Raw genomic sequence first — 15565 nt, forward strand, 5'->3', positions numbered from 1 at the left:
TCATCGACCGCGCAGGAAAAGTTTGTCCAGATCGTCCAGGCCCATCTGGGTCCAGGTTGGCCGGCCGTGGTTGCACTGGCCACTGCGTTCGGTGTTTTCCATGTCGCGCAGCAGGGCGTTCATCTCGGGGAGGGTCAGGCGCCGATTGGCGCGCACCGCGCCGTGGCAGGCCATGGTCCCGAGCAACTCGTTGATGTGCGCCTGGATGCGGTCGCTGGTGCCGTATTCCATCAGGTCCGCCAGCACGTCCTGGACCAGGCGATTGGCCTCGGCCTGCTTGAGCAGGGCCGGGATCTGGCGGATCGCAAGGGTTTCCGGGCCTAGGCGCTGCAGTTCGAAGCCCAGTCGCTGGAACCACTGGGCGTGCTCTTCGGCGCAATCGGCTTCGCGCTGGCTCATCGCCAGCGTTTCAGGCACCAGCAGCGGCTGGCCACTGAGGCCTTCACTGGCCATGGCCACCTTGAGCCGCTCGTACATGATCCGCTCGTGGGCAGCGTGCATGTCCACAAGGACCAGCCCGACGGCGTTCTCGGCAAGGATATAGATACCCTTGAGCTGCGCCAGCGCATAGCCCAGCGGCGGGATGTCGCCCTGGCTTTCTGGCAGCGCTGCTGGCGCGGCCACGCCGTCGTTCAGTGGCTTGTAGAACTCGCGATAGACCGCCTGCGCCTCGGCCGTTGGCAGCGGCTGAGCGGGGCGCGGGGTGTACTGATACTGGTAACCCGCGCCACTGCCACCGTTGGAAATCGAATGTGGCTGCGCCTGGGGCTGCTCGAGCACCGGCGAGGCCAGGCGCATCTCGCCCTGAGGCCCGAACTCACCCGCCTGCTGGCCCGTGGGCCGGACGATCTCGGCGGCCGTGGCGGGCGCGGCCAGTTGATCTTCCGGCCGCACATCGGCCAGGGCACGGTGCAAGGTGCCATACAGGAAGTCGTGAACCGAGCGCCCTTCGCGAAAACGCACTTCGTGCTTGGTCGGGTGGACGTTGACATCGACCCCGTTGGGCTCGAGCTCAAGGAACAGCACAAAGGTCGGGTGACGGCCATTGAACAGCACATCGCGATACGCCTGGCGCACCGCATGGGCAACCAGCTTGTCGCGCACTGCACGGCCGTTGACGAAGAAATACTGCAGGTCTGCCTGGCTGCGCGAGAACGTCGGCAGGCCGACCCAACCCCATAGACGCAAGCCGTTGCGCTCGACATCGATCGGCAGCGCCTGCTCCATGAAGCCTGGGCCGCAGATTGCACCGACCCGCCGTGCACGGGCGGTCTCGTCGTGCGCTTCGTGCAGGCTAAGGATGCTCTTGCCGTTGTGCCGCAAGTGGAAGCCAACATCGAAGCGGGCCAGGGCCAGACGGCGGATGACTTCCTGCAGGTGATCGAATTCGGTCTTCTCGGCCTTGAGGAACTTGCGCCGGGCCGGGGTATTGAAGAACAGGTCGCGCACTTCCACCGAGGTCCCGACCGGGTGCGCCGCAGGCTGCACCCGAGGCGTCATGTCACGGCCCTCGGTCTCGACCTGCCACGCCTCGGGGGCGCTGGCGGTGCGTGAGGTCAGGGTCAGGCGCGCCACCGAGCTGATGGAAGCCAGGGCCTCGCCACGAAAGCCCAGGCTCAACACCCCTTCGAGGTCCTCCAGCTCACGGATCTTGCTGGTGGCGTGACGGGCCAGGGCCAATGGCAGGTCGTCGGCGGAGATACCGCTGCCATCATCCCGCACCCGCAGCAGCTTGACGCCGCCCTGCTCGACTTCGACATCGATGCGCCGCGCACCGGAGTCGAGGCTGTTTTCCAACAGCTCCTTGGCCACCGACGCTGGGCGCTCGACCACCTCACCAGCGGCAATCTGGTTGGCCAGCCGCGGGCTGAGCAGCTGAATGCGCGAACCGCCGCTCATTGCTGCGAGGCCAGTGTGGTAGCAGGGATATCCAGGTGCTGGCCGACCTTCAACTCATCGGTTTTGAGGCTGTTGGTACTGCGCAGGCTGGCCACGCTGACCTGATAGCGCACAGCAAGCATTGCCAGGGTCTCGCCAGGGCGCACGGTATGTTCACGCGGGCCTTGGGCGATCTTGCCACTGTCGCGTAGCCAGGCGATGTAGGTGCCGGGCGGCGGGTTCTGCTGGAAGTACTGGCGCACACCGGTATGTATCGAGCGGGCCAGGGCCTGCTGGTGGCTGGCAGTCGCCAGCTTGGCGGCTTCATTGTTATTGGAAATGAACCCGGTTTCGACGAGGATCGACGGGATGTCAGGCGACTTGAGCACCATGAAGCCTGCCTGCTCCACGCGCTGCTTGTGCAGCGAGGTGACGCGCCCCATGTTGCCCAGCACCTTCTGCCCAACATTGAGGCTGGAGCTGAGCGTTGCGGTCATCGACAGGTCGAGCAGCACCCCGGCCAGCATGCGGTCCTTGTCGTCGAGGCTGACGTTGCCGGCACCGCCGATCAGGTCAGAGCGGTTTTCCGTGTCGGCCAGCCAGCGCGCCGTCTCGGAGGTGGCACCGCGGTCGGACAGGGCGAACACCGAAGCGCCAAAGGCGGCACGCGAGGGCGCGGCGTCGGCGTGGATGGAGATGAACAGGTCGGCGCCTTTCTTGCGCGCGATCTCGGTACGCTTGCGCAGCGGGATGAAGTAGTCACCGGTACGGGTCAGCTCGGCGCGGTAGCCCTTCTCGCCATTGATCTGACGCTGCAGCTCCTTGGCGATCTGCAGCACGATGTCTTTCTCGTGCTGGCCGCGCGAGCCGGAGGCACCCGGGTCTTCACCGCCGTGGCCGGCATCGATGGCGACCACGATGTCACGTTTGCCACTGGGCACCGGCGGCAGCTTGATCGCAGGCTGCGTGGGGGTCACCGGAACAGCCGGCGTGGTCGCGGGGGTTTGCACCGGCGTCGGCGGTGTTGCAGGGGCCGTCGCGGCAATGGCGTCGGCCTCCTGATCGTACAGGTCGACCACCAGGCGGTTGCCGTACTGGGCATTGGGCGCCAGGGTGAAGCTCTTGGGCGTCACCGACTTCTTCAGGTCGACCACCACCCGCAGGTCGGTGGGCGTACGCTGGGCAGAGCGCACGCTGCTGATCGGCGTGTTCGACGTGGACACGTTCAGCGGCGCGGCCAGGGTCGCACCGTTGATGTCGATGACCAGGCGATCGGGTGCGCTGAGGGTGAAGACGCTATGCTGCACGGGGCCAGACAGGTCAAAGACCAGCCGCGTGTTGTCCGGCGCGCGCCACAGGCGCATGCTCTTGACTTGAGTGACGGCCAGAGCGTCAACGGTCACCGCTGTCAACAGCAGCCCAACGACAGCGACCAGTGCGCGTATGCGCATACCTACCCCACTTTCTGTTTTTAGTGTTTGGCCAGCGCAGTGCACCAGGCCTCGCCGCGAGCCCCCTGCGGCGAAAGGTTCAGCGAGCGTCCGCCCGCTTGGGGGCTTATGGTAATGGTCAGGTCAGGCTTTGGCAAAACGCCCGCCCCCTTTTGTGGCCACTCGAACAGGCACAGCGGGTCGCCCTCGAAGTAGTCACGAATGCCCATGTACTCCAACTCCTCCGGATCGACCAGGCGGTACAGGTCGAAATGGAAGGCCCGCACCTCACCGATTTCGTATGGCTCGACCACGGTGAAGGTGGGGCTTTTCACTGCACCGGTATGGCCCAGGCCGCGGATCAAGCCTCTGGACAGCGTAGTTTTGCCAGCGCCCAGGTCGCCTTCGAGAAAGATCACGCCGTGACCGCCGGTCACCTCGGCCAGGGTTGCGCCAAATGCGACAGTGGCCGCTTCATCGGCCAGAAACAGGGTTATGCCAGACACGCAGAATGCTCCTCCAACAACTCACGAATGACCGGCGCCAGATCACTGGCCGCCAGCCCTCTACCTTTGACGCCGAGGCGCTCGCCCGCACAGGCATGCAGCCATACCCCAAGACACGCGGCCTGCCAGGCATCCAGCCCCTGTGCCAGCAGCGCCGCCAGCACGCCGGTCAGCACATCGCCCAAGCCTGCCCCGGCCATCGCCGGGTGCCCGCGCTCGCACAAGGCCAGTTGGCCCGCAGGGTCGGCCACCAGCGTACCGGCCCCTTTGAGCACACAGACGCTGGCATAGCGGCGCGCCAGCTTGCGCGCCGCCCCTGGCCGGTCGGCCTGTACCGCCTCGGTGGAGATACCCAGCAGCCGCGCCGCCTCCCCGGGGTGTGGGGTGAGGATACTGCCACTGGGCAATGCCAGCGGTGTGCGCGCCAGCAGATTCAACGCATCGGCATCCCACACCTGTGGCCGCTCGGCATTGGCTACCGCCGACAACAGGCTACGCCCCCAGGCGGCCTGGCCCAGGCCCGGGCCGACCACCAGCACCGAGGCGCGCTCCAGCACACCTATCAGTTGGTTGGCCGAACTGACCCCCAGGCACATGCACTCAGGCATGCGCGTAAGGCCTGCAGCGACGTGTTCGGGCCGCGTCGCCACGCTGACCAGCCCCGCGCCGCATCGTAAGGCAGCCTCGGCGCTGAGCAGCACTGCGCCACCGGTCCCCAGGTCGCCGCCCACCACCAGCACATGGCCAAAGTCGCCTTTATGGGCATGTGCGGGCCTTGCAGGCAGGTGCGCGACGGCCACGCTGCTGAGCAGTTGCGGGGCATGGCTTGGGTGTTTGGTCTGGGGCATGGGGTCAAAGGCTCCAATGTCTGGCAGAATTATACGCACCTGAGCCCGTATTGCCTGCCCATCCATGTCCGCCTGCACACTTGACCTCGCCGCACTGGCCCTGTCCATCAAGGATTGGGGCCGCGAACTCGGTTTTGCCCACGTTGGCATCGCCGGGGTCGACCTTGGCGAACACGAACATCACCTGCAACGCTGGCTTGAGGCCGGCTACCAGGGCGAGATGGAATACCTGAGCGCACATGGCAGCAAACGTGCCCATCCCGACCAGCTCATCCCCGGTACGGTGCGCGTGGTTTCTCTACGCATGGACTATCTGCCTGGCGACACGCAGATGGCACAACGCCTGGCCCAACCAGAAAAGGCCTACGTGTCACGCTATGCCCTCGGCCGGGACTACCACAAGCTGGTGCGCAAACGCGTACAGCACCTGGCCGATCGCATTCAGGAAGACATCGGCCCGTTCGGCTACCGGGCCTTCGTCGACAGCGCGCCCGTGCTGGAAAAAGCCATAGCCGAGCAGGCCGGGCTGGGCTGGATCGGCAAGAACACCCTGCTGCTCAATCGCAAGGCGGGCAGCTACTTCTTCTTGGCCGAACTGTTCGTCGATCTGCCGCTTCCGGTGGACGATGCCCATGCCAGCGAGCACTGCGGGCGCTGCCAGGCCTGCCTGGACATCTGCCCGACCAAGGCCTTCGTCGGGCCTTACGTGCTGGACGCCAGGCGCTGCATTTCCTACCTCACCATCGAGCTCAAGGGCGCCATCCCCGTCGAGTTGCGCCCAATGATGGGCAACCGGGTGTTCGGTTGCGATGATTGCCAGATCGTCTGCCCCTGGAACCGCTTTGCCCGGCCAACACAGGAAAACGACTTCCAGCCGCGGCATGGCCTGGAGAATGCCGAACTGGCCGAGATGTTTCTGTGGGACGAAAAGACCTTTTTGCGCAAGACCGAGGGTGGGCCGCTGCGGCGGGCGGGGTATGAGCGCTGGCTGCGCAACCTGGCGGTGGGCCTGGGCAATGCGCCTTCGACGATTCCGGTGCTGGAGGCATTGAAAGCGCGACGGGAGGACCCGTCGGAGCTGGTGCGCGAGCATGTGGAGTGGGCCCTGGGGCAGCACCAGGCGCGCCAGGCCTGAAGGCGCAGGCTTTTTTGCAGGCGTTGCTACGGAGCAGCCTGCGCTATGTCACTGCTGGTCGTTGTAGTGAAACTTCGGCATTTCCCAATGGAACCGGATCGCCAAAAGCCGCACCAGAAATCCACCAAACAAGGTCAGCAGCATGGCCTGCTCAGCCGGCACCTTGAAATACACGCACCCCAGGTAGAACCAGGCGGCCGCGAACGACACGCTGGCATACAGCTCACGGCGGAACACCAACGGAATATCGTTACAGAAAATATCCCGCAAGATTCCGCCAAACACCCCGGTAATCACCCCACTGATCGACGCCACCAGCATGCCCTGCCCCATCTCCAGCGCAGTCATACACCCAATCAGGGTAAAGGCCACCAACCCCAGGGCGTCGAGCACCAGAAACAGCGAGCGCAGGCGGCGCATCATCGGCGCGATGAAAATCGTCAGCAGCGCAGCAAAGCTGGTCAGCACCAGGTACTCCGGGTGTTTTACCCAGGTCAGCGGGTAGTGGCCGAGCAGCACGTCACGCACCGAGCCGCCCCCCAGGGCGGTGACGCAGGCGATCAGCACCACACCAAACCAATCCATGCCGCGGCGGCCGGCTGACAGGGCGCCGGTCATGGCCTCGGCGGTGATGGCGACAAGGTAGAGCATCAACAACATGGCGCGGGTCCGTGCGGGAAAGGCGCGCAGTCTAACCAGTTGCCCAGGGCACCAAAAGGGGGCGCAGGCAGTTTATCTGCGCCCTTGCGGCTCACACCTTGATGAAGTGCTCGCGGTAATGGCGCAGCTCGGCAATGGACTCGCGGATATCGTCCAGCGCCAGGTGGGTGCTGCCCTTCTTGAAACTGTCACGCACCTGCGGCGCCCAGCGCGCAGCCAGCTCTTTCAAGGTGGAAACATCGAGATTGCGGTAATGGAAGTAGTTTTCCAGGTTGCGCATGTGGCGATAGAGGAAGCGGCGGTCCTGGCAGATGCTGTTGCCGCAGATCGGCGACTTGCCTTTGGGCACCCACTGCTCGAGAAAAGCGATGGTCTGCGCTTCGGCCTCGGCCATGCTGACCTTGCTCTGGCGCACACGCTGGGTCAGCCCTGATGCGCCATGGGTGCGGGTATTCCATTCATCCATGCGTGCCAGCACGTCGTCGCTGTGGTGGATGGCGATCACCGGGCCTTCGGCCAGGGTATTGAGTTCGCTGTCGGTGACGATGGTGGCCATCTCGATGATGACGTCATGGTCCGGATCCAGGCCGGTCATTTCCAGATCGATCCAGATCAGGTTCTGTGGGTTGTGCATGAAAGGGCTCCTCGTATAGGCCGTCATAGTAGCCTAGCGGCAGAGGCCTGCGCATTCGCGGTGCAAAGGTAACCAGAATGGTCCACTGCCCGTCGTGCTAAACTGCCTGCCGTTTTCATCCTGCCCACCACGGAACCTACATGGCCAAACGCCAGCTCAATCGCCGCCAGAACTGGCGTATCGAAAAAATCCAGAACGAGCGCGCCGCTCGCGCCGCCAAACGCGAGCAACATGTGCTGCACGAGCTGGAGGGTGGCGACCTGGGGCCGGAGCAACTGGGCCTGGTGATTGCCCACTTCGGTGTGCAGGTGGAGGTCGAGGCGCAGGACGGCGAAACCGCAGGCCAGGTGTTCCGCTGCCACCTGCGAGCCAACCTGCCGGCCCTGGTCACTGGTGACCGCGTCGTCTGGCGCGCCGGCAACCAGGGCATTGGCGTGATCGTCGCGCAGATGCCCCGCAGCACCGAACTGTGCCGGCCAAACAATCACGGCCAGCTCAAGCCGGTGGCCGCCAACGTCGACCTGATCGTGATCGTCTTCGCGCCAGCCCCAGAGCCGCATCCGAACCTGATCGACCGCTACCTGGTCGCAGCCGAGCACGCCGGCATCCGCCCGCTGCTGCTGCTGAACAAGGCCGACCTGATCGATGACGAGAACGGCCCGGCCCTGCACGCCCTGCTCGAGGTATACCGCGAGCTGGGCTACCCGCTGCTGGAGGTCTCGGCGCACCACGGTGACGGCATGCAGCGCTTGCAACAGCTGCTGGACGGCCACATCAGCGTGTTCGTCGGCCAGTCAGGCGTCGGCAAGTCGTCCCTGGTCAACAGCCTGCTGCCTGACGCCGGCACGCGCGTAGGCGACCTTTCCGAATGGTCAGGCCAAGGCACGCATACCACCACTACCGCACGCCTCTACCATTTCCCCAATGGCGGTGACCTGATCGACTCGCCGGGTATCCGTGAATTCGGCCTTGGCCACGTCAGCCGTAGCGACGTGGAAGATGGTTTCATCGAGTTCCGAGACCTGTTCGGCACGTGCCGCTTCCGCGACTGCAAACATGATCGCGAGCCAGGTTGCGCCCTGCTCAAGGCACTGGACGACGGCCGAATCAAACCGCAGCGCATGAACAGCTACCGCTCGATCATTGCCAGCCTGCCGGAAGAAAGTTACTGATTTGTAGGAAAAATTACCGGAGCACGTAGGATCGCTCCGGTTTTTCCGTCATCTATTGTCCAGCTTGCGGCTTTCCCCGATGGTCATGACATCTATCAGGGAGGGCAACCACCATGCCGGTTTTCATCAGTTATCGCCACGAACAGAGGCTTGACGCCTTTATTCTCAATGAGCGCCTGCTGCTGGAAGGGATCACCGCGCAATTGGTGCTGCTTGACAGCGCAGGGCAGACCAGCGAAGACCTCTTCGGCAGCTTCTGCCAGCACATGAACCACGCCACCCATTGGATCGGCCTGCTGCCCGAAAGCGCCGCCGAGGACTGGTGGACAGCCTGGCTGCTAGGGGCTGCGGTCATGGCCTGCCGGCGGGTGGGTTTGTACTACCGAAGTGACGCCGCGCTACCCGATTGCCTGGGCAAATGGCCGGTAATGCGCAAGCAGGCGCATATCGACCTGTTTGTGCGGGCGTATCACGATGAATGCACGTTCGCCCGGGCCATGGCCCTGCCGGGGGTGCGGGGCGGCTGCAGCGACAGGGACAATGCGGATTTTTTCCATGCGGACCTGAAAGCCAAGATCCGCCGGGGGTTTTGAATGGGTCGGGGCCGCTGGGCGGCCCGCCAGGACTTACTGATCCTGGGCTTGATCCATTTTCAGCACGCCATCTTCGAAGATGTTCAGCTTCTGACGCAACTCACGCGGTTGCATGGGCTGATCCCCGGCGCCAGGTGCGGCGGAAGCACCGGGTGCCGTACCCTCAGCCCCCTCAGGCGCTGCTGGCTGAGCATCCGGCTGTGCAGGCGCAGCCTCTGGCGTCCCTTGCTCGCCCTCGATGTTGCGTTGGGCCTTCTTGGTCAGGACGATGATGTCGATACGCCGGTTGACCGGGTTGAACGGGTTCGCCCGGTCGAACAGCGACGACGAGGCATAACCGACCACCCGCGCCACCTGGCCGTCTGGATAGCCACCGGCGACCAGCGCACGGCGTGCCGCGTTGGCGCGGTTGGCAGACAGCTCCCAGTTGCCGAACTCGCCGGCTCCCGAATAAGGCTTGGCATCGGTATGGCCACTGATGCTGATCTTGTTCGGAACGGACTTGATGGTGTCGGCCATGGCCAGCAGGATGTCTTCGAAATACGGCTGCAAACGCGCGCTGCCGATGTCGAACATCGGCCGGTTTTCCGCGTCCATGATCTGGATGCGCAGGCCGTCCTGGGTGATCTCGAAGAGGATCTGGTCCTTGAACTTCTGCAGTTGCGGGTTTTCCTCAACCTTGTTCTGCAACTCCTGCAGCAGCAACTCGAGGCGCTCACGCTCGACCTGTTCGGCCATGGTCTCGACCTGATCCTTGTCCAGCTGGATGCTGGTGTCAGGCGTCGGCTCGGACTTCTGCTCCGGGTTGATGGTCTTTTCCGGTGCCAGCTGCGGCGAACCGCCCAGGTCGATGATGTAGGGCGTGCCACTCTCGGAGAAACCGATCGGGTCCTTGAAGTAACCGGCAATGGCGATCTTCTGCTCCGGGGTCGCCGTGGACAGCAACCACAGCACCAGGAAGAACGCCATCATGGCCGTGGCGAAGTCAGCGAATGCGATCTTCCAGGCGCCACCGTGGTGGCCATCGCCAAAGCGCTTGACGCGCTTGATGATGATGGGCTGATTGTTCTCCATGGCTTAGCGACCGCGGACCGCTTGTTCCAGCTCGGCAAAGCTCGGACGGTGCGCCGGGTAAAGCACCTTGCGCCCGAATTCCACGGCCAGCGATGGTGGCATGCCGGAGGCCGAGGCCACCAGCGAGGCCTTGATCGCCTCGTACACGTTGATTTCTTCCTTGGCGTCATGGCGCAAGGCGTTGGCCAGCGGACCAAAGAAGCCATAGGCGGCAAGAATACCGAAGAAGGTACCGACCAGCGCGGCCCCCACGTGCAAGCCGATCGACTTCTGGTCGCCCTCACCCAGCGACGCCATGGTCACCACGATACCCAGTACCGCCGCAACGATACCGAAACCTGGCATGCCGTCGGCAATGCCGTTGACCGCATGGGACGGGTGCTCGAGCTCTTCCTTCATGCTCAGCAGTTCCATGTCGAACAGGCCTTCGAGTTCGTGAGGTGCCATGTTGCCGGTGGACATGATGCGCAGATAGTCGCAGATGAATGCCGTCATGCGCTCGTCACCGAGCACCGCAGGGTACTTGGCGAAGATCGGGCTGGCCGCGGCATCTTCAATATCGCTTTCGATGGCCATCATGCCTTCACGACGGCTCTTGTTGAGGATCTCGTATACCAGGCCCAATACTTCCAGATAGAACGTATGGGTGAACCGGGTCCCGAACATCTTCAGCGACTTCTTGATTACATGCATGGTCATGTAACCAGGGTTGGCCTGCAGGAACGCGCCAAAGGCCGCACCGCCGATGATCAGCACTTCGAACGGCTGGATCAGCGCCGCGATCTTGCCGTGAGAGAGCACATACCCGCCGAGCACGCTCGCGAATACGACGATGATGCCGATAATTTTAGCCATAGGTTCAAAGCACTTGCTGTCGTGGTCAGGGTGAGGAACGTGAGCTTTAAAACTCTTCTTCTACTTATCGGCAGATCTGCGCCAGACTATAGCCACTAAAAGCGAAAAGCCAGTTCGGACTGATGTCAAAATGCCAATGGAAACCAAGGTGCCCACTCAGAATCCGCGTACGCTAGAGGCCTGGGTAAAGCTGCTGGACGGTATTCGCGTACCGGTGCCAAAGCAGAGTTATGACCGGGTCTCGAGCGCCATCAACGATAGCCGCCGCTCCCTGCGTGACATCGCCGAACTGATGCAGGACAGCCCGGCCCTGGTGCTGTCGGTGATGCGCGAAGCCAATCACCCGGCCAACGCCAGCCAGGCCGAACCCGCTGAAAGCCTGGAAATTGCCCTCAATCGCCTGGGCCTGGCGCGCACCCGGGAGCTGCTCAACCGCTTGCCTGCCCTGCCGGACGACGACATCCCGCCCGTGCTGCGCCAGTTTCTGCTGATCAGCCAGCACGCCGCGCAGCAGGCCAGCGGGTTGTTCGCCAGCCGCCTGGCACGGTTGTGGCAGGAAATCCACTGGGGCAGCCTGCTGTTCCTATCACCCCTGTGGCCAATGGCCCTGGCCTACCCCAAGCTGCTCGACACCTGGGAGCTTCGAGTGATCCACAAGGGCGAAGAGGCTGCCGAAGTCGAACTTGAGCTGTTTGGCGTGCGCATCATGGCGCTGTGCAAAACCATGGCCGAGCACTGGCGCCTGTCGCAGTGGGTCACCCAGGGCTACCGGTTACTGCTTGAGGAACGTGAGCAACTGGGCCAGGTGCTGAGCATCGCCCGCGACGAAGACTTGCTGAGCCAGCAGCACCGGCTTGACGAGGCGCCCGGCCTGCGCCGCTGGTTCAACCAGCCGGCCAATACCGTTTTGCTGGCCAACAACCTGGCCCTGGCGGCTCAAGTGGGCTGGGACAACCCGCACCTGCTGCGCTGGCAGTTGCTGACCGCGTTGTACCTGCAAACCTCACTGGAAGACGTGCAACAACAGGTTCACCAGCAGGCTGCTGCCAGCGCCCGTCGCCACGCCCGGCATGCGCTGTTCCACCCTGCAGAAGCGCTGCTCTGGCCGTGGCAGCAGCGCCGCCCGCACCCCGATATGCTGACACCGCCGCCACCTTCCAGCGAGGCACTGGGCCGCTGGCGCACGTTGTGCCAGGAGCTTCTGGCCCAGCCCAGCCCATTCGCCAACGCGGTCCACCTGGCCACCCAGGCACGCGAGGCCCTGCTGGCCTGTGGCATGCAGCGCATCATGCTGCTGAGCTTTGACAAGGCCAGCGAGTACCTGCGCGTACAGCAGACTGCCGGCGTGCCCAAAGAAGCTGCCGCCATGGCCCTGCCCGTACCGCAAAGCAAGCTGCTGCAGAAGCTGATGGGCCAGGCGGCGCAACTGCGCCTGACGCCTGACAACCACGCCCAGTTCGCAGCCCTGCTCCCGGCACCCCTGCGGGCTTTCTTCCGGAGCGAGCACCTGCTGCTGCGCTCACTGGCGGTCAATGACCAGGTGCTGATGCTGGTGGTGGCCGACCAGGGCGGCAAACCGCTGGCCGATGTCAGCGTGCAGGCCTTCGGTAAAACCGCGCAATGCATCGAGCGTGCCCTGGCCGTGTTTGCCAACCGCAATGGCTGACCCTTGCGCTACAATCGCCCCTCTTTCCACACTGGAGACCGTGGATGAATGACTTTGCCGGACTGCCGCTGGTGATAGAACCTGCGGACCTGCTGCAGCGCCTGGATTCACCACAACTGATCCTGGTCGACCTTAGCAGCGCCAACCGCTATGTCAGCGGGCACATCCCCGGCGCCCGCTTCGTCGAAGGCAAGCGCACCCAGCTTGGCCTGCCGCCCGCACCTGGGCTGCTGCCGACCATTGGCGACCTGGAAAAACTGTTCGGCGAACTCGGCCACCGCGATGACGCGGTCTATGTGGTTTACGACGATGAGGGCGGTGGCTGGGCCGGGCGCTTCATCTGGATGCTCGATGTCATCGGCCACAAGGCCTACCACTACCTCAATGGCGGCATCCAGGCCTGGCCTGCGGACACGCTTTCAACCGACGTGCCGACGCCGGCGACCACGCCTGTACGCCTGCAGTTGCACGACGAACCGACCGCCACCCGGGAATACCTGCAAAGCCGCCTGGGTGCGGACGATCTGGTCGTCTGGGACGCCCGTGGCCCCCAGGAATACACCGGCGAGAAGGTGCTGGCAGCCAAGGGCGGGCATATTCCCGGTGCGATCAATTTTGAATGGACCGCCGGCATGGACCTCAATGACCACCTGCGCATCCGCAAGGACATCGCTGAAGTCCTGCAGCAACTGGGCATCACCCCTGACAAGGAAGTGATCACCCACTGCCAGACCCACCGCCGCTCCGGTTTCACCTACCTGGTGGCCAAGGCCCTCGGCTACCCACGCATCAAGGCCTACGCCGGTTCGTGGAGCGAATGGGGCAACCACCCGGACACGCCTGTAGAAGTTTAAGGAACCTGCATGAAATCCCGTTTGTTCATCATCAGCCAGTACCTGCTGCCGCACCACCTGCTGTCGCGGCTCGCCGGCTGCGTTGCCGAGTGCCGCGCGCGCTGGTTCAAGAATGCCTTCACCGCCTGGTTTGCCAAGCGCTACCAAGTGAACATGAGCGAAGCGCTGGTCGAAGACCTCACTGCCTACGAGCATTTCAACGCCTTCTTCACCCGCGCCCTCAAGCCAGGTGCGCGCCCACTGGACGAAACCCCGGGCGCAATCCTCTGCCCGGCCGATGGTGCCGTGAGCCAGTTGGGCCCGATCGAGCACGGCCGTATCTTCCAGGCCAAGGGCCACAGCTTCAGTGCCCTGGAGCTGCTCGGCGGCGACCCGGCCCTGGCCGCCCCGTTCATGGGCGGTGAGTTCGCCACCATCTACCTGTCGCCAAAGGATTACCACCGCGTGCACATGCCGCTGGCCGGCACCCTGCGCGAAATGGTGTACGTGCCAGGCCGCCTGTTCTCGGTCAACCAGACCACCGCAGAAAACGTCCCTGAGCTATTCGCCCGCAACGAACGTGTGGTGTGCTTGTTCGATACCGAACGTGGGCCGATGGCCGTTGTGCTGGTCGGTGCGATGATCGTTGCCTCGATCGAGACCGTTTGGGCAGGGCTGGTCACGCCGCCCAAGCGTGAGCTCAAGACATTCCGCTATGACGAAGGCAGCCGCGCGCCAATCCACCTGGAAAAGGGTGCGGAGCTGGGCCGCTTCAAGCTGGGCTCTACGGCCATCGTGCTGTTCGGGCCGGAGCAGGTGAAGTGGGCTGAAGCCTTGGGCGCAGGCTCGGCTACCCGCATGGGCGAGCTGCTGGCGCTACCGGCACAGCCGTGATGGACGCCGGGGTTGCCTTGCAGCCCCGGCTTCTCAGATCAACCGCGGGCGTCGCGGTCACGCAGCCCCAGCAGATACAGCACACCATCCAGCCCAAGGGTCGAAATGGCCTGCTTGGCCGACTGGCGCACCAGCGGCTTGGCACGGAACGCCACACCCAGGCCCGCGAGCGCCAGCATCGGCAGGTCGTTGGCCCCATCACCGACGGCAATGGTCTGTTCCAGTTGCAGACCCTCTTCGATGGCCAACTGCTGCAGCAAATCGGCCTTGCGCTGAGCATCGACGATCGGCTCCACGGCCACGCCAGTCACTTTGCCATCCACCACTTCCAGCTCGTTGGCGAACACATAGTCGATGCCCAGGCGTGCCTGCACCTGCTTGGCGAAGTAGGTAAAACCGCCGGAGAGGATGGCAGTCTTGTAGCCCAGGCGCTTGAGTTCGGCGAAGAGGTTCTCGGCACCTTCTGTCAGGCGCAGGGACGCCCCGATCTCGTCCAGCACGCTGACATCCAGGCCCTTGAGCAGCGCCATGCGCTCCTTGAAGCTGGCGCGGAAGTCCAGTTCGCCACGCATCGCACGCTCGGTGATGGCCGCCACCTGCTCGCCGACACCGGCCGCCTTGGCCAGCTCATCGATGACCTCGGCCTCGATCAACGTCGAGTCCATGTCGAATACCGCCAGGCGGCGATTGCGGCGGAACAGGTCGTCCTTCTGGAAGGCGATGTCGATATCGAGCGCTTCAGATACCGCGAAGAAGTCGGCGCGCAATGCCTGGGCATCGCTCGGCTCGCCGCGCACCGAGATTTCGATGGCGGCCTTGCCTTTCTCGCTCTGGCCATTGAGCGCAACACGGGCGGACAAACGCTCGATACGCTCGATGGTCAGGCCATACTGGCTGATGATCGCACTGACCCGTTGCAACTGCTCAGGGGTGATCTTGCGGCTGAGCAGTGTGGCGATGTAGCGCGCCTCGCCCTGGCCATCGGCCCAGTGCTGGTAATCTGCCTCGGAAATCGGCGTGTAGCGGGCCTGCAGGTTCAGCTCATGGGCCTTGGATTGCACGCTCTGCAACAGGCTGGTGGCCACTTCGTTGTCCGGAATATCGACCAGAATGCCGAACGACAGCGTGCCGTGCATGACCGCCAGGCCGATGTCGAGGATGTTCACACCGCCCTGGAGCAGGACGCCGGTGATGGCGGCGGTGAGACCGGGACGGTCCTCACCGGTGATGTTGATCAGAACGATTTCGCGCAAGACCGGGCTCCGATTTCGATGAAAAATGCGCATTCTACCGATTTTCCATGACCATCGGGCGCCAACGATACTTTGCCGACAAAACCGGGGTCGCTATACTGCGCAACACTTTTATGCCATTAAGAGCCGCGCTC

General features: G+C 63.8%; 15 protein-coding genes. 6 read left to right on the top strand and 9 right to left on the bottom strand.

Annotation, left to right across the window (positions count from 1 at the left end; all coding sequences use genetic code 11):
• From mutL to APH34_RS05840, 4 genes are read right to left on the bottom strand one after another with little or no spacing between them, the layout of a single operon-like run.
• Window positions 1-1899, bottom strand: a complete 1899-nt coding sequence (gene mutL / locus APH34_RS05825; protein WP_054900232.1) for a DNA mismatch repair endonuclease MutL — start codon at window positions 1897-1899, stop codon at window positions 1-3.
• On the bottom strand, window positions 1896-3329 hold the full coding sequence (locus APH34_RS05830; protein ID WP_054900233.1) for an N-acetylmuramoyl-L-alanine amidase: 1434 nt from the start codon (window positions 3327-3329) through the stop codon (window positions 1896-1898). The genes mutL and APH34_RS05830 overlap by 4 nt, the downstream gene beginning before the upstream one ends.
• A gap of 20 nt (window positions 3330-3349) precedes the next feature.
• Window positions 3350-3814 (bottom strand): tRNA (adenosine(37)-N6)-threonylcarbamoyltransferase complex ATPase subunit type 1 TsaE, encoded by a 465-nt coding sequence (tsaE, locus tag APH34_RS05835; protein WP_054900234.1) that lies wholly within the window; start codon window positions 3812-3814, stop codon window positions 3350-3352.
• Window positions 3802-4662 carry an NAD(P)H-hydrate dehydratase gene (locus APH34_RS05840; protein WP_054900235.1) on the bottom strand — a complete coding sequence of 287 codons (861 nt, stop codon included), beginning with the start codon at window positions 4660-4662 and terminating at the stop codon, window positions 3802-3804. The genes tsaE and APH34_RS05840 overlap by 13 nt, the downstream gene beginning before the upstream one ends.
• A 64-nt stretch (window positions 4663-4726) precedes the next feature.
• Between APH34_RS05840 and queG the strand changes: the two genes are divergently transcribed.
• A complete protein-coding gene (gene queG, locus APH34_RS05845) occupies window positions 4727-5797 on the top strand; it encodes a tRNA epoxyqueuosine(34) reductase QueG (RefSeq protein WP_054900236.1) in 1071 nt (356 codons plus the stop codon).
• Window positions 5798-5845: 48 nt separating this feature from the next.
• Here the strand turns inward: queG and APH34_RS05850 are convergent, their stop codons facing one another.
• Both APH34_RS05850 and orn read right to left on the bottom strand, forming a co-directional pair.
• Window positions 5846-6457 carry a trimeric intracellular cation channel family protein gene (locus tag APH34_RS05850; protein WP_054900237.1) on the bottom strand — a complete coding sequence of 204 codons (612 nt, stop codon included), beginning with the start codon at window positions 6455-6457 and terminating at the stop codon, window positions 5846-5848.
• Window positions 6458-6548: 91 nt separating this feature from the next.
• The gene (orn, locus tag APH34_RS05855) at window positions 6549-7091 is read right to left on the bottom strand and encodes an oligoribonuclease (protein WP_054900238.1); all 543 of its coding nucleotides are present in this window, start codon (window positions 7089-7091) and stop codon (window positions 6549-6551) included.
• Window positions 7092-7231: 140 nt separating this feature from the next.
• Between orn and rsgA the strand changes: the two genes are divergently transcribed.
• Together rsgA and APH34_RS05865 are read left to right on the top strand one after the other, a co-directional pair.
• Window positions 7232-8263 carry a small ribosomal subunit biogenesis GTPase RsgA gene (gene rsgA / locus APH34_RS05860; RefSeq protein WP_054900239.1) on the top strand — a complete coding sequence of 344 codons (1032 nt, stop codon included), beginning with the start codon at window positions 7232-7234 and terminating at the stop codon, window positions 8261-8263.
• A 113-nt stretch (window positions 8264-8376) separates the two neighbouring features.
• A complete protein-coding gene (locus APH34_RS05865) occupies window positions 8377-8856 on the top strand; it encodes a hypothetical protein (protein WP_054900240.1) in 480 nt (159 codons plus the stop codon).
• Window positions 8857-8889: 33 nt separating this feature from the next.
• On the opposite strand, the gene motB is transcribed toward APH34_RS05865, so the two are convergent.
• Both motB and motA read right to left on the bottom strand, forming a co-directional pair.
• Window positions 8890-9930 (bottom strand): flagellar motor protein MotB, encoded by a 1041-nt coding sequence (gene motB / locus APH34_RS05870; protein WP_054900241.1) that lies wholly within the window; start codon window positions 9928-9930, stop codon window positions 8890-8892.
• A gap of 3 nt (window positions 9931-9933) precedes the next feature.
• Window positions 9934-10785 (bottom strand): flagellar motor stator protein MotA, encoded by an 852-nt coding sequence (gene motA, locus APH34_RS05875; protein ID WP_054900242.1) that lies wholly within the window; start codon window positions 10783-10785, stop codon window positions 9934-9936.
• A 130-nt stretch (window positions 10786-10915) separates the two neighbouring features.
• On the opposite strand from motA, the gene APH34_RS05880 reads away from it, so the two are divergent.
• Genes APH34_RS05880 through asd form a run of 3 tightly spaced genes read left to right on the top strand, consistent with a single transcriptional unit; the run spans window position 10916 to window position 14178 of the window.
• Window positions 10916-12451 (top strand): HDOD domain-containing protein, encoded by a 1536-nt coding sequence (locus APH34_RS05880; protein WP_054900243.1) that lies wholly within the window; start codon window positions 10916-10918, stop codon window positions 12449-12451.
• 44 nt (window positions 12452-12495) lie between these two features.
• Window positions 12496-13305 (top strand): rhodanese-like domain-containing protein, encoded by an 810-nt coding sequence (locus APH34_RS05885; protein ID WP_054900244.1) that lies wholly within the window; start codon window positions 12496-12498, stop codon window positions 13303-13305.
• A gap of 9 nt (window positions 13306-13314) precedes the next feature.
• The gene (asd, locus tag APH34_RS05890; protein ID WP_054900245.1) at window positions 13315-14178 is read left to right on the top strand and encodes an archaetidylserine decarboxylase; all 864 of its coding nucleotides are present in this window, start codon (window positions 13315-13317) and stop codon (window positions 14176-14178) included.
• Window positions 14179-14216: 38 nt separating this feature from the next.
• Here the strand turns inward: asd and serB are convergent, their stop codons facing one another.
• The gene (serB, locus tag APH34_RS05895) at window positions 14217-15431 is read right to left on the bottom strand and encodes a phosphoserine phosphatase SerB (RefSeq protein WP_054900382.1); all 1215 of its coding nucleotides are present in this window, start codon (window positions 15429-15431) and stop codon (window positions 14217-14219) included.
• Between the last annotated feature and the right edge of the window lie 134 nt (window positions 15432-15565).

This window comes from Pseudomonas sp. NBRC 111131 (assembly GCF_001320525.1).
Taxonomy (GTDB): Bacteria; Pseudomonadota; Gammaproteobacteria; order Pseudomonadales; family Pseudomonadaceae; genus Aquipseudomonas; species Aquipseudomonas ceruminis.